The 13,888-nt window shown below is 69.9% G+C and carries 13 protein-coding genes and 1 tRNA gene; 3 read left to right on the top strand and 11 right to left on the bottom strand.

Features of this window, described 5'->3' with window-relative positions; translation table 11 throughout:
* Nucleotides 1–103 precede the first annotated feature (103 nt).
* The 3 genes from ACIPVK_RS12315 to ACIPVK_RS12325 all read right to left on the bottom strand — a co-directional run bounded on the left by ACIPVK_RS12315 (nt 104) and on the right by ACIPVK_RS12325 (nt 3,081).
* Nucleotides 104–1,174, bottom strand: coding sequence for a tRNA (adenine-N1)-methyltransferase (locus tag ACIPVK_RS12315; protein ID WP_407612271.1), 1,071 nt, complete (start codon nt 1,172–1,174; stop codon nt 104–106).
* A gap of 63 nt (nt 1,175–1,237) precedes the next feature.
* Nucleotides 1,238–2,365: a site-2 protease family protein gene (locus tag ACIPVK_RS12320; RefSeq protein ID WP_407612272.1), complete on the bottom strand. Its 1,128-nt coding sequence runs from the start codon at nt 2,363–2,365 to the stop codon at nt 1,238–1,240.
* Entirely contained in the window at nt 2,362–3,081 is a 720-nt protein-coding gene (locus ACIPVK_RS12325) for an HAD family hydrolase (protein ID WP_407612273.1), read from the bottom strand. The genes ACIPVK_RS12320 and ACIPVK_RS12325 overlap by 4 nt, the downstream gene beginning before the upstream one ends.
* Nucleotides 3,082–3,154: 73 nt before the next feature.
* On the opposite strand from ACIPVK_RS12325, the gene ACIPVK_RS12330 reads away from it, so the two are divergent.
* Complete coding sequence (locus ACIPVK_RS12330) at nt 3,155–4,138, top strand: PAC2 family protein (protein WP_407612274.1); 984 nt, start codon at nt 3,155–3,157, stop codon at nt 4,136–4,138.
* Nucleotides 4,139–4,259: 121 nt separating this feature from the next.
* Here ACIPVK_RS12330 and mshC read toward each other — a convergent pair whose 3' ends face one another.
* The 3 genes from mshC to ACIPVK_RS12345 form a co-directional block, all read right to left on the bottom strand.
* Entirely contained in the window at nt 4,260–5,537 is a 1,278-nt protein-coding gene (gene mshC, locus ACIPVK_RS12335) for a cysteine--1-D-myo-inosityl 2-amino-2-deoxy-alpha-D-glucopyranoside ligase (RefSeq protein WP_407612275.1), read from the bottom strand.
* 111 nt (nt 5,538–5,648) lie between these two features.
* Nucleotides 5,649–6,473 carry an undecaprenyl-diphosphate phosphatase gene (locus ACIPVK_RS12340; protein WP_407612276.1) on the bottom strand — a complete coding sequence of 275 codons (825 nt, stop codon included), beginning with the start codon at nt 6,471–6,473 and terminating at the stop codon, nt 5,649–5,651.
* Between the two features lie 109 nt (nt 6,474–6,582).
* Entirely contained in the window at nt 6,583–6,840 is a 258-nt protein-coding gene (locus tag ACIPVK_RS12345; protein ID WP_407612277.1) for a hypothetical protein, read from the bottom strand.
* 84 nt (nt 6,841–6,924) lie between these two features.
* Here ACIPVK_RS12345 and ACIPVK_RS12350 point away from each other — a divergent pair, with 84 nt between their 5' ends.
* Nucleotides 6,925–7,137, top strand: coding sequence for a DUF5703 family protein (locus ACIPVK_RS12350; RefSeq protein WP_407612300.1), 213 nt, complete (start codon nt 6,925–6,927; stop codon nt 7,135–7,137).
* Nucleotides 7,138–7,168: 31 nt separating this feature from the next.
* Here the strand turns inward: ACIPVK_RS12350 and ACIPVK_RS12355 are convergent, their stop codons facing one another.
* The 3 genes from ACIPVK_RS12355 to ACIPVK_RS12365 form a co-directional block, all read right to left on the bottom strand.
* Nucleotides 7,169–8,293, bottom strand: coding sequence for an acyl-CoA dehydrogenase family protein (locus tag ACIPVK_RS12355; RefSeq protein WP_407612301.1), 1,125 nt, complete (start codon nt 8,291–8,293; stop codon nt 7,169–7,171).
* Between the two features lie 102 nt (nt 8,294–8,395).
* Nucleotides 8,396–9,721, bottom strand: a complete 1,326-nt coding sequence (locus tag ACIPVK_RS12360; protein ID WP_407612278.1) for a M20/M25/M40 family metallo-hydrolase — start codon at nt 9,719–9,721, stop codon at nt 8,396–8,398.
* A gap of 164 nt (nt 9,722–9,885) precedes the next feature.
* Nucleotides 9,886–9,968 (bottom strand) — tRNA-Leu (locus ACIPVK_RS12365).
* Between the two features lie 355 nt (nt 9,969–10,323).
* On the opposite strand from ACIPVK_RS12365, the gene ACIPVK_RS12370 reads away from it, so the two are divergent.
* On the top strand, nt 10,324–11,565 hold the full coding sequence (locus ACIPVK_RS12370; protein WP_407612279.1) for a glycosyltransferase: 1,242 nt from the start codon (nt 10,324–10,326) through the stop codon (nt 11,563–11,565).
* Nucleotides 11,566–11,645: 80 nt separating this feature from the next.
* On the opposite strand, the gene ACIPVK_RS12375 is transcribed toward ACIPVK_RS12370, so the two are convergent.
* Entirely contained in the window at nt 11,646–12,554 is a 909-nt protein-coding gene (locus tag ACIPVK_RS12375; protein WP_407612280.1) for a MaoC family dehydratase, read from the bottom strand.
* On the bottom strand, nt 12,551–13,888 hold the full coding sequence (locus ACIPVK_RS12380; protein WP_407612281.1) for a 3-oxoacyl-ACP reductase: 1,338 nt from the start codon (nt 13,886–13,888) through the stop codon (nt 12,551–12,553). The genes ACIPVK_RS12375 and ACIPVK_RS12380 overlap by 4 nt, the downstream gene beginning before the upstream one ends.

Genomic DNA, 13,888 nt, shown 5'->3' on the forward strand with positions numbered 1-13,888 from the left:
GCCGGGGTGAACCGGCACACGCCACTGCTGTTCCCATCCTATGCACGGGTGGAGCCCAAAGGCGGAAATGTGACCGCCACCTCCCCCGGGCGGTGCGGGCGCGCTACCGCCCGTCGTCGTCCTGGGAAGCGTCCGCTTCCTGGCCGGCGGGCAGCGAGCCGCGCTGGGTCATCGACTTCGCGTCCTTGGCCGCGCGGCGCAGCTTGCGCGCGGAAACCCCGCGCTCCCCCAGCGCCTCGTGGTTCCAGTCCTCCGGTGAATCCGAGCGGGTCCAGGTGGCCAGGTCCTCGGCGGAGTAGGTGTGTTCCTTCACGCGCTTGGCGCCCGGGATGCCCACCGCGCCGTCGGCCAGCCGGCGGCAGGTGATCAGGAAGGCGGTGTGCGCGACCATGCGGTGGTCCGGGCGCACGGCCAGGCCCTCGACGTGCCAGCCGCGGACCATGGTCTCGAAGGACTCGGGCTCGGTGTACAGGCCGGTGGCGCGGATGGCCTCGACGGTGCGCGACATCTGCGTCACGGTGGCCACGTAGTTGACCCAGACCCCGCCGGGGGCCAGCACGGTGGAGACCGCGTCGACGCATTCCCAGGGCGAGAGCATGTCCAGCACCACGCGGTCCACGGAGCCGGGTTCCTCGGTCTCCAGGACCTTTTCCTGGAAGTCGCCGATGGTGATCTCCCAGGCCGGGTGCGGGCCGCCGAAGACGGTGTCCACGTTGCCGCGGGCAATCTCCGCGAATTCCTCGCGGCGCTCGAAGGAGTGCAGGTAGCCGTGATCGCCCACGGCGCGCAGCAGCGACATCGACAGGGCGCCGGAGCCGACGCCGGCCTCCACCACGCGGGCGCCGGGGTAGATGTCGCCCATCTGGATGATCTGCGCCGCGTCCTTGGGATAGACCACGGTGGCGCCGCGCGGCATCGAGAGCACGAAGTCCTTCAGCAGCGGGCGCAGCGCCTGGTAGCGGACCTCGTTGGTGTTCTCGACGATGGAGCCCTCGGGCAGGCCGACCAGGTCGTCGTGGTAGAGCACGCCCTTGTGGGTGTGGAACTCCCCGCCCGGCGTCAACGTGATGGTGTTGATGCGGCGCTTCTGGTCGGTGAGCTGGACGCGGTCTCCGGGGCGGAAGGGGCCGCGGCGGCTCTGGGCCCCGTGCGGGGTGGCTGGATTGTCGCTCATGATCGGTTCTGTGTCCTTAGGTCCTGTGGTGGTGAAGTTCGGTGGTGGTGCGCCGGTCCGGCGCTAGTGCGGCTTGCCGGTGATCGCGGCGACGATGCGCGCCTGGGACAGCAGCCCGATCACGCGGTGGGAGTCGTCGATGACCGCGTATTCGCTGCCCTGCAGCGTGGCCAGGTAGCCGATCAGTGCCCGTCCGTCGGCGTTGGCGCTGACCACCGCCCCGGGGTCAAGGGCGCGGGCGGCGGAGAGCGCCGGGGTGTCGGCGAGCACGGACTCATCGATCCCCTGCAGCGTCGCCTCGTCGATCACCGCGACCGGGTTCCCGGCGGTGTCGATGAGGATGACCCGTCCGCCGCGGCTGGCCAGGCGCGCGGTGACCTCGGCGAGGGTGGAATCCTGGCGGATGGCGGTGGCCGGTTCCATCAGCGCGCGCACGGAGACCAGGGGCAGGCGCAGGCGCAGCCTGGCGTGCGCGATGCCCTGCGAGGCCCCGACCCACATGAACCCGCCGACCAGGATCGCCACGATCAGGACCTGGAAGTCCAGCGGCTGGTTGCGGGTCAGCGGGACGATGACGAACCAGCCCACGACCAGCACCACCAGCACCCGTCCGGACCAGCCGGCGGCAATGGTGCCTCGGTCCTGCGAGCCGGTGTAGCGCCACACGGCCGATTCGACCAGGCGACCGCCGTCCAGCGGCAGGCCCGGAAGCACGTTGAAGATAGCGACCAGCAGGTTCGCCCAGATCAGGATGTCCCAGAGCAGGAACACCACGCCGGTGGGCTCCACGAGGCGCAGCAGCAGGTAGCCGGCCCCGGCGATCACGAAGTTTGCCGCCGGGCCCGCCATGGCCACCGCCAGCGAGCGGCCGGGGGTGGCGTGGAAGGAGGAGAACTGGGTGTGTCCGCCCCAGAGGTTCAGGGTGATCCGCGCCCCGGGCCAGCCGAAGGACTTGGCGGTCAGGGCGTGGGCGAGTTCGTGGACGAGCACCGAGAAGGCCAGCAGCACCGCGTAGGTGAAGGCGACCAGGTAGGCGCCGGCGCCCAGCTCGGGCAGCCTGCCGGCCACGGTGGGCCCGAAGAGCATCACGATGAGCCCGGTGATGACGAACCAGGACCAGGCCAGGGACACGGGGACCCCGAAGACGGATCCCAGCGGGATCCCCTCGCGCTTGGTTGCCGGTTCGCTCATGCGCTCACCCCGGTGGACGCCAGGGCGTCCAGGGCATCAATCTCCAGGCCGGCCAGCGATTCGACGCGGTGCCAGGAATCCGAGTCGGGCACCGGGGCAATGTGCTCCACGAGCAGTGCGGTGATGCCGCTGGCCGCCGCCGAGGCGATGCCGGGGGCCGAATCCTCGATGCCGATGACCCGCGCGGGCTCCAGGTCCGGCACCAGCGCGCCGAGCTTGTCCAGGCCCAGCAGGTACGGGTCGGGGTGCGGCTTGCCGCGGGCGACCATGTCCCCGGTGACGCGGAAGGCGAAATATTTCTTCGGCAGCTGCTCGAGCACCAGGGCGGCCAGCGGCTCCTCCGACATGGTGACCAGGCCGCACGGGATGGACGCGGCGTGCAGCGCCTCCAGCAGTTCCAGGGCCCCGGGGCGCCAGTCGACGTGGCGGCGCACCCCGGCCAGGACCTCTGCGGTGAGCCGGTCGATGATTTCGCGCTCCTGAAGCGCGACGCCCGCGCGCTGCAGGGCGGCGGCCGCGTCGGGAAGCGCATTGCCGACCAGGGCCAGGGCCTGCGCGTGGCTCCACTCGCCGCCGAATTCGGCCACGAGCCGCGCCTCGGCGGCCATCCAGTACGGTTCGGTGTCAAGCAGGGTTCCGTCCATGTCCCACAACACGCCCTGGATCTTGGTTCTCAGGGGGCGCGCGGGCATGGGGTCGCAATTCTGGGTTGGCATGACCCAATTCTAGTGGGTGCGCACTTGCCCCGGCGACCGGTGCGCGCGCTAGGGTGAGGATGTGAGCGAAGATATGAACGATCCAGTGACACTTTCCTCCCTGGTGGCCGCATCCACGGCTCCCGGGCCCGTGCGCCCGGCGATCATGGTGGTGGCCTTCGAGGGATGGAACGACGCCGGGGACGCCGCAAGCTCGGCCCTCAAGGACATCAGGGCCGCCACCGGCGCCGTCAAGGTCGCCGGCATCGGCGACGACGACTACTACGACTACCAGTTCTCCCGTCCGCAGGTGCGCCGCAACGGCGCCGGCAAGCGGGTCATCAAGTGGCCGACGACGCGCATCTACCGCGCCTCGCTGCCCGATGCCCCGGTGGACCTGTTGCTGGTGCGCGGCGTGGAGCCCACCTACCGGTGGAAGGCGTTCATCACCGAGATCCTCACCCGCGCCGAGGAGGAGAACGTGCAGGGCGTGATGGCGCTGGGTTCGCTGCTGGCCGACGTGCCGCACACCCGGCCGATCCAGGCCGCGGTTTCCTCCGACGACGCGGCGGTGCGCGAGGCCCTGGGCGCCCAGCCGGCCACCTACGAGGGGCCCACCGGCATCCTGGGCGTGCTGGCCCAGTTCTCCGAGGCCGCAGGCCTGCCCACGCTCTCGATCTGGGCGGCGGTGCCGCACTACGTGGCCCAGCCGCCCTCCCCCAAGGCGCAACTGGCCCTGCTGCACCGGGTGGAGGAGCTGTTGCCGCTGGCCCTGGACCTGCACGAGCTGACGGAGGACGCCCTGGCCTGGGAGCGCGGGGTCGACGCGCTGGCCACCGGGGACGCGGACATTGCCGCCTACGTGCAGCAACTGGAGCAGGCACAGGACGAGACCGAGCTGCCGGAGGCCACCGGCGAGGCCATCGCCCGCGAGTTCGAGCGCTACCTCAAGCGCCGGCACCGCCCCGGGGCGCCCAGGGAAGAAGGACCCGCCGCCCCGGGAGCCCCGGGAACCGGCGGACCGGGCAACGCCACGGATTCGCCCGACACGCCGGACACGCCCGGGCCCAACGAGTAGCCCGGGCCCGGCTCCCCGGTGGCAGCCGCGCGCCTCTCCCCCGAACGCAGACGCGTCCCCCGCCCGGCCCCGAAGGACCAGGCGGGGGACGCGTTTTTTGCGCGCTCCGGCGTCCGGGCGGCTAGGAGAGCTTGAGCCCCAGCAAGGCGTCGAGGGCGTCGGCGAGCAGCTGCCCGCCGGCAACGAGGGAGCCGTCGTCCTCGCCCGGTTCCTGGGCGCCGAAGGCATCGAGCACCGCCAGGGCCGCCGGGGCGTTCAGGTCGTTGGCCAGCTTGGAGCGGATGCGGGTGATGACCGCGGTAGCCTCGGCCAGGGTGGTGGAGGCCAGGCGCTTGCGCCAGAGTGCCACGCGGTCCTGGGCCTGGGCGAGCAGCTCGTCGGTCCAGAACCAGTCGCTGCGGTAGTGCTGGCCCAGCAGCACCGTGCGGATCGCGACGGGGTCCACGCCGGCGGCGCGCAGCCGGGACACCAACACCAGGTTGCCCAGCGACTTGCTCATCTTCTCGCCGTGCAGCCCCACCATCCCGGTGTGCACGTAGGCCTCGGCCAGGGCCTTGCCGTCGAGGGCCGCGGCGTGCCCGGCGGAGAATTCGTGGTGCGGGAAGATCAGGTCCGATCCGCCGCCCTGCACCGTGAAGGGTGCGGGCAGGAAGCGCCGGGCGATGACCGAACACTCGATGTGCCAGCCCGGGCGCCCGGCGCCCAGCGAGGCGCCGTCCCATTCCGGTTCCCCGGCGCGGGCCACGCGCCACAGCAGCGGGTCGAGGGCGTCGCGCTTGCCCGGACGCTTCGGGTCCCCGCCGCGCTCGGCGAAGAAGCCTAGCATGGTCTCGCGGTCATACCCGCTCACGGTGCCCAGTTCCCAGGCGTCCGATGCCGCGGCGTTGGCGTCGAAGTAGATGTCCCCGTCCGGTTCCCCGTTCTCGCCCGGCACCGCGTAGGCCAGGTCCTTGGCGACGAGTTCCTCGACGAGCGGGACCAGCCAGGTGATGGATTCCACGGCACCGATGTAGTGCTCGGGCGGGATCACGTTCAGCGCTTCCATGTCGGCGCGGAACAGGTCGGTCTGCTCCTTGGCCAGAACCTGCCAGTCCATGCCGGTGGCCGCCGCGCGCTCCAGCAGCGGGTCGTCGATGTCGGTGACGTTCTGCACGTAGGTGACCTTCCGCCCGGCGTCGCGCCAGGTGCGCTGCAGCAGGTCGAAGGCGACGTAGGTGGCGGCGTGCCCCATGTGGGTGGCGTCGTAGGGGGTGATGCCGCAGACGTAGATGCTCGCCGGCGCATTGGACTGCTCGGCCGGGGCGGTGTCCCTCAGCCGGCCGGTGGCGGTGTCGTGCACCTCAAGGATCGGTGCGTTTCCCGGGACATGCGGGACGGTGGGCGCGGACCATGCAAGCACGGGGCGTCCTTTCTCTTAGGTTTTTGCCCGGACGTGGCCGGGCGCAGTGCAGTTACTTGGAACAAGTCCAAAGGACCCCACGCTTATTCCGCGTTTCGGGATCCGGTTTGGCTAGGCGTTGATCACACCGAAGCCCAGCAGCAGGTAGAGGGCCAGGCCCAGGGCCACGCGGTACCAGACGAAGAGGCGGTAGCTGTGCGAGGAGACGTACTTGAGGAACCAGCCGACGATCACGAAACCGACGATGAAGGCGATGAGCGTGGCCAGGCCCGTCTGCGGCAGCGAATACACGCCCGGCTCGTCGAAGGACTTGGCCAGCTTGTACAGCCCGGAGGCGAAGACCGCGGGGATGGCCAGTAGGAACGAGTAGCGGGCCGCGGCGCCGCGGGTGTAGCCCATGAACAGCCCGGCGGTGATGGTGCCGCCGGAGCGCGAGACGCCGGGGATCAGGGCGAGCGCCTGGGCGAAGCCGAAGAGGATGCCGTGCTTGGGGGTCAGTGCGCTCAGCTCGCGGTCCTGCTTGCCGTAGTAGTCGGCGACCGCAAGGATCAGGCCGAAGACCACCAGCGTGGTCGCCACGATCCACAGCGAGCGGAAGGAGGTGTCGATCTGCTCCTCGAAGAGCAGGCCCAGCACCGCGATGGGGATGGAGCCGACGATGATCAGCCAGCCCATCTTGGCGTCCGGGTCGCTGTGCGGCACCCGGCCGCGCAGCGCGTTGAACCAGGCACCGACGATCCGCACGATGTCTTTCCAGAAGAACACCAGCACCGCGGTTTCGGTGCCCAGCTGCGTGATTGCGGTGAACGCGGCGCCGGGGTCGGCCGCATTGGGCAGCAACTCCCCCACGATGCGCAGGTGGGCGCTGGAGGAGATGGGGAGAAATTCTGTCAGACCCTGGATCAGCCCTAGGAAGGCCGCTTCAAACCAATTCACGTACCGACACTACTTCACCAAGGCGCGACAACGCCCATTGGCGCTCCACGATGAGGCGAACTTAATACTGTGGGCGCAGCCGCGTTTGTCGGGAGTGGGGCCCGCCGGGTTACTGGCTGACGGGCTCGCCCCGGCTGTCCTCGTCGTAGGGGTCGTCGTCGTCGTTTTCCTCCACCACGCTCAGCGGCAGGTACTCCTCGTAGGCCTCGTAGAGTGCGTCCTCGTACTCCTCAAATGCATCGGCAACGGCCAGGAACGCGGCGCTGATCGAGGCGTCCTGGGCGCCGCGTTTTGCGGCAACCGCGGAAAGGTGTTCTTCGAGGCAGCTGGTCAATACACTGAGGGCAACACGCGGGTCTGTACTCATGTGTTCGACGTTACAGGCACAAGCCACACTATGGACAGGGTCATGATCGAAAAGAAAATCCCCGTAGCACGCCCCATTGACCAGATGCCCGGAGACCCCGAGCACCTCTTCGAATACTTGGTCATCACCGCCCGCCCGGGCGAGCACCGCTCGGTGGCCCGCGCCGCGCTGCGCGAACATTCCGAGTACGGAAAATGGGAATTGGTGCGCACCTGCCTCTACGAGGGCGGTGGCCAAAAGCACTGGATGCGCAGGCGGGTCATGCGGGTCAAGCCGACGCTGAACGTGCGCGCCTGATGTCCGTGCGCGCCCGGCCGGCACGAGGCTCCTACTCTTTGACCGGGCCCAGCAGCCAGGATGCGACCGTGGAGTGCGCGGACTCGGCATCCGAGGGGTGGTAGAGGCTGGCCAGCGCGTCGCGGTAGAGCCGTTCGAGCTCCGATCCGCGGAAGTATTGCCCGCCGCCGGAGACCTTGGCGGCGATGTCGATGCAGGAGCGGGCCGCGTCCCCGGCCTGGGTGCGCAGCGTGACCAAGCGCGGGAACCAGGATGCGCCGTGGTCCACCAAGTCGTCGAGGTCGCGCGTGGTCATCCGCAGCATCGCATCCAGCCTCAGGATCGCCATGCCGGCATCGGCGACCTGCCAGCGGATGTCCGGGTCCTGGTCGTAGGCCCGTCCCCCGAACTTCAGCGAGGTCCGTCTTGCCGGGTTCGCCGCGGCCAGTTCCATGCCGCGCTCCGCGAGCCCCACGTAGACCGAGGCGGTCAGCGAGAGGAACGAGGCGAAGATGCCGAAGACCAGCGCATCGGGCACCGGCCCGACGGGCAGCCTCGAGTGGATGTGCTCGGCGGGCACCCGGGCACCGGTGAGGACGGTCGAGTTCGACTGGGTGGCGCGCATCCCCAGGGTGTTCCAGTTCTGCGGGATCTCGATGCCCGGGGTATCCCGGTGCAGGAAGCCGTGGACCAGCGCACCTTCCGCGGTGGACTCGTCCTTGCCGAAGACCCCGAGCCGCGTCCACACCGGGGCCAGCGAGGTGAAGACCTTGGTTCCGGTGAAGGCATAGGAGCCGTCGGCGGCGGGCACCGCACGGGTCACCGAATCGAAGAGCACCTCGTCGTTGCCGGCCTCGGAAACCCCGAAGGCCATGACCTCCCCGGCCTGCACCCAATCGAGCACCATTTCCAGCCGGTCATCCCCGCGGGCGGCCAGCAATGTTGCCACGCCGGTCCAGACCAGGTGCATGTTCACCGCCAATGCCGTGGCCGGGGCGTGGGCGCCGAGCAGGCGCTGGGCGGCCGTCATCATCTCCATGCCCCAGCCGAAGCCGCCGCGGGATTCCGGGAGCATTGCGCGCAGGTAGCCCGCGTCGGATAGGTCGGCAAAGTCCTCGGCGCAGAAGGCGTTGTCGGCGTCGTATCCTGCCGCCCGGTCCCGGAACCGCTCGAGCATTTCGGTGCCGAGGACCTCGTTGATGGTTTTCACGCGTCTGTACTTCGCTTTCCGCTTGGGTCTTGGGTGGTGTGCCCCGGGCATGGGCGGCCCGGTCGGGCGTCAGTAGTTGGCCAGCAGGTCGCGCAGGACCCGGGTGCCGAACTTCAGCGAATCCACCGGGACCCGCTCGTCGACGCCGTGGAACATGCCGGTGAAGTCGAGTTCGGCCGGCAGGCGCAGCGGTGCGAACCCGTAGCCCGTGATGCCCAGCCGGGACAGTGCCTTGTTGTCGGTGCCGCCGGAGAGCATGTAGGGCAGCACGACGGCCTCCGGGTCCTCGCGATTCAGCGACGCCACCATGGAATCGACCAGGTTCCCGGCGAAGGGGACCTCCAGCGCGCGGTCCAGGTGCAGTGCGGACAGCTCCACATCCGGCCCGGCCAGGGCGCGCAGCGTCTCCATGACTGCCTCGTGCTGGCCCGGCAGCGTGCGGACATCCAGCAGCGCCTCGGCGGCCCCGGGGATCACGTTGTGCTTGTAGCCGGCGGAAAGCACCGTGGGATTGGCGGTGTTCTGCAGGGTGGCGCCGACGAAGCGCGCGACGTTGCCCAGCTCGGCCAGCAGCACCTGCGGGTTGTCCTCGGTGAACGCGATCCCGGTCATCTCGGAGACGCCCGCGAGGAAGGCGCGCGTGGTGTCGGTGTAGGAGATCGGCCAGTCGTGTTCGCCGATGCGGGTGATGGCGGACGCCAGCCGGGTCACCGCGTTCTCCTCGTTGATCTGCGACCCGTGTCCGGCGCGCCCGGCGGCGGTGAGCTTGAGCCAGGCGATGCCCTTCTCGGCGGTCTGCAGCAGGTAGGCGCGCTTGCCGTCTATGGTGGCGGAGAACCCGCCGACCTCGCTGATGGCCTCGGTGGCGCCCTCGAAGAGCTCCGGGTGGTTCTCGACCATCCAGCGCGCCCCGTAGTCCCCGCCCGCCTCCTCGTCGGCGAAGAACGCGAACACCAGGTCGCGGCGCGGCCGGGTGCCGGTGCGCTGCATCTCGCGCATGACCGCCAGGATCATCGCGTCCATGTCCTTCATGTCCACCGCGCCGCGGCCCCAGATCATGCCGTCCTTGATCTCCGCACCGAAGGGGTCGACGGACCATTCGTCCTTGAACGCCGGCACGACGTCGAGGTGGCCGTGGACGATCAAGGCGGGCAGCGACTTGTCGGTGCCCTCGATGCGGGTGACGACGTTGGCGCGGCCCTGGGCGGACTCCAGGACCGTGGCCTCGAGCCCGACCTCGGAGATCAGTTCGGCCACGTATTCGGCGGCCTTGCGCTCCCCCGCGCCCTCGTTGTTGCCGTAGTTGGTGGTGTCGATCCGGATCAACGCCTGGCAGATGCCGGCGACCTCATCCTCGGCGACGACGGTGACCGGAGTGTTCTGCGCAGCTGACATGGGGGAATCCTTCTGCCTCTTGTGGGGTTGGGGTCGAGCTGCCTCCACCCTATCGAGGTATGCCTCGACCGCGCGAGGGGTGCGGGCCACGGGTCGCCCAGGGCCAGCCCGGCGGGTACGAGAAAACCCCCGACCTGACTTTCGTCTGGTCGGGGGTTGATCCGTGCGAAGGAGGGGACTTGAACCCCCACCCACTTACGTGGACTAGCACCTCAAGCTAGCGCGTCTACCATTCCGCCACCCTCGCTGGTGGCCGCTGCACCGGAGCAGTTCGTGAAGAACTTTGTTTCCGTTGTCCGCGGCGAGATAAGACTCTAGCACGGGTTTGGGGCGCACTTCAATTCGGGGGTTCCCGTGCCCAAAAACCCCGTGTTTACAAGGCTATTTGCATCGGTTTCAGCGAAAATCCCCGTCCCGTCCCGCAATTTGTGAGCAGGGTCATATTCACGAGGTCAGAAGTCGACTTTTTGCCTTGTCGGGGAACATGATCGTCTGCCCGCTCAGTTGCATAGGATGAAGGTGTTCCCCCGCCCGGTGGCCACATCGGACGGCACACGAGCACCTTCGATTCCACTTTCTCGTTTGTAGGCGGCCGAGCACCGATGTCAGATTCCACTTCCCACCCCAAGCGCATCGCGATGATTTCGCTGCACACCTCCCCGCTGGAGCAGCCGGGATCCGGGGACGCGGGCGGGATGAACGTCTACATCCGCCACCTGGCCCTCGCGCTGGCCGAACGTGGCGTGTGCGTCGATGTCTTCGTCCGCGGCGCCTCCGAAACCCGGGCCGTCGAGATGGTCCCCGGGGTCACCTGCCACGAGGTCCAGGCAGGACCCGCCGGCAAGCTGAGCAAGGAGGAGCTGGCCGAGCACCTTCAGGAGGTGTCCACGGCGATCCTGCGGTATGCCCAAGACCTGGCCCCCTACGACGCGATCCACTCGCACTACTGGCTCTCCGGAATCGTCGGGCTGCAACTGCGCGAGGCCTGGCAGGTACCGCTGGTGCACACCATGCACACCATGGGCAAGGTCAAGAAGCTCTCGGCGCACACCGAGGAATCCGGTGCCCGCATCCGCGGCGAGATGCTCCTGTCCAAACAGGCCGACAGGCTCACGGCGAACACGCCTGACGAGGTCGAGGAACTGGTCCACCTCTACGGAGCCGATGCGCAGACACTGGACGTCGTTGAGCCGGGGGTGGACCTCGGCATCTTCAGCCCCGGGGTCTGCGAGGAGCGCGAGTACGGGCCGAATTCGCTGCGCGTGGTCTTCGCCGGGCGCATCCAGCGGCTTAAGGGACCGCAGATCCTGGTGCGGGCGCTGGGGATCCTCGCACGCGATCGTCCGGACCTCGACGTGAAGCTCTCCGTGATCGGGGCGCGCTCGGGGGCCAAGGAGCTGAACCTGCAGAAGCTTGTCGAAGCCGAGGCGGTGGAGCACCTGGTGCGCTTCTCGCTGCCGATGCCCGCCGTGCACCTGGCCGAGGCCTTCCGCTGTGCCGACGTGGTGGCGGTCCCCTCCTACAGCGAGTCCTTCGGGCTGGTGGCGCTGGAGGCCCAGGCCTGCGGCACCCCGGTGCTGGCCCGCCGCGTCGGCGGCCTGCCCTATGCGGTGCAGGACGGCCGCACCGGAATCCTGGTTGACGGGGCCGATCCCGCTGCGTGGGCCGTGGCGCTGGCGAAGCTTGCCGCCGACGAGCCGCTGCGTCGCATCCTCGGGCGGCAGGCGGCAGAATTTGCCGCCGAGCACGGCTGGGAACAAACGGCAGCTGCGGCGCTTGCCTCCTATTCCGGCGCGATGCTCAGCCGGGCCAAGGGCAAGGCGGGCAACTCCCCCGCCGCATAGCGCGCGGAAGTTGCCGCACTCTGCACCTCCGGTGCCCCGCTGAGCCCAAGTGGCACGCGCGGCACCGGAGGTGCAGGGAACTACGGCTGCGCAGCCGGGGCCTGGGGCAGCCCGGTGACCGACCCGGTGAAGTGCGGCTTGCCGCTGCGCGCGCCCCACCCGCTGAACGTCGTCCCGCCCTCGTCGACCCGGAAGGCCACGTCCACGGTGGAGGGCAGGTACACCGGGGTGGCGAACTCGATCTCCCAGTCGTAGCCGGCCCCGTGCGGCGCGGCACCGGCCAGTGCGCGTCCGGCCAGGTACATCCCGTGCGCGATCGCGCGCTTCATGCCCAGTGCCCTGGCCGAGGCAGCCGAGAGGTGGATGGGGTTGTAGTCCCCCATCACCGCCGCGTAGGCGCGCCCCGTGTCCCCCGCAAGCCGCCAGGACGCGGTGCGCCCCGGTGCGGCAAAGGGCTCGTGGGCCCCGGTGGCCACCGAAGGCCGGGAGCCGGGCCAGATCCCGCGGGCCAGGTAGGTCGACACCCCGCGCCACACCGGCTCGGCGCCCTCGTGGACTTCCACGACCAGATCAAGCTGGGTGCCGGCCCGGTGCCCACGCAGGTTCTCGGCTCGGGCGGTGGCATTGAGCCGGGCCGTGGGCGATATGGGGCGGAGGTGGGCGACCTTGTTGGCGAGGTGCACCATGCCCAGCAGCGGCAGCGGGAAGTCCTCGCGCACCATCACCGACATCGCCAGCGGGAACGCCAGCCCGTGCACGAACACGCTGGGCAGTTCGTCGCGGACGGTGTCGCCCATCAGCCGCTGGTAGTCCACCAGCCTTGCGGCGTCGACCTCCAGGCTTTCGAGGTGGTGTTCGATGGCCGGCAGCGGGCCGCCGACCGGCTTGCCGCCCGGAAGCAGCGCGCGCACCCGCGCGCCGGCGGCCCGGGCATAGAGCGATCCCAGCGAGGGGGCGGCATCCAGCACCACCCGCTGGTGCGCGCTCATGCGCCCACCAGCGACTGCCCGCACACCCGCAGCGTGCGCCCGTTGATCCCGGCGGCCGCGTCGGAGGCCAGGAAACCGATGGCCTCGGCTACGTCGACCGGCAGCCCGCCCTGCATCAGCGAGGGCATCAGCATCCGTGCCACGGCGCGCGTGGCCACCGGGATCTTCGCGGTCATCTCGGTCTCGATGAAACCGGGCGCCACCGCGTTGATGCCGCCGCCCTTGGCCGCGAAGGCGGATGCGGAGGCCCGCACCATGCCGATGACCCCGGCCTTGGAGGCGGCATAGTTGGTCTGCCCGCGGTTCCCGGCAATGCCGGAGGTCGAGGCCAGCGACACGATGCGCAGCCCCGGCAGGTCCGCGGCGAGGAACGCCTCGTTCATCGCCAGCTGCGAGGCGATGTTCACCGCGATGACCGAATCCCAGCGGGCGGCATCCATGTTGGCCAGCAGCTTGTCGCGGGTGATCCCGGCGTTGTGGATGACGATGTCCAGGTGCCCGTGCCGCGCCAGGGCGTGTTCGATGATCTTCTCCCCGGCGTCCGCGCGGGTCACGTCCAGCTGCAGGGCGGTGCCGGAGACCTGGTTGGCGACCTTCGCCAGCGCGTCCCCCGCGGCCGGCACATCGACCACGACCACGGTGGCCCCGTCGCGGTGCAGCGTGGCGGCGATGGCCGCCCCGATGCCGCGGGCGGCGCCGGTGACCACCGCCACCTTGCCGGACAGCGGTGCGGCGAAGTCCCCCGGCAGCTTTCCTGCGGCCGAATCGACGGCCAGGAACTGTCCGCTGACGTAGGCGCTGCGCCCCGAGAGCAGGAAATGCAGCGCGGCCAGCGCGGAGGGCGCGGTGGCCGGAACGTCCTCGGCAAGCACGATGCCGTTGGCGGTGGCCCCGCCGCGTAGTTCGCGGGCCAAGGAGCGCAGCGCCCCGTCGATGCCCTGGCGCACGGCCGCCACCGCGGGTGCGTCGCTTTCCAGTGCGGGACGGCTGAGGCAGACCACGCGGCCGCCCGGTGCCAGCTGGCGCAGCGCCTGCCCCGCACTGAGCATGGGCGCCGAGAGCTCTCCGGGAGAGGCAAGCCCGTCAAGCAGCAGGATGATCCCGCCCAGCCTGGCCTCCCCGGCCGCGTGCCGGCGCACATCCAGCCCCCAGCCCAGCAGCGTGTCGGCGAGCTCCTGTGCGGACGCGGATTCCCCCAGCAGCAGCACCGGACCGGGCAGCAGCGGGGCCCCGGGTGCGTGGCGGCGCAGGATCGCGGGGCGCGGCAGCCCCAGGGACTTGGCGAGCTTCTGGGTGAAGCCGGAGTTCACGAGTTCCAGGTACTTGTCGGCCAT

The sequence above is a fragment of the Paeniglutamicibacter sp. MACA_103 genome, from assembly GCF_045798555.1.
GTDB lineage: Bacteria > Actinomycetota > Actinomycetes > Actinomycetales > Micrococcaceae > Paeniglutamicibacter.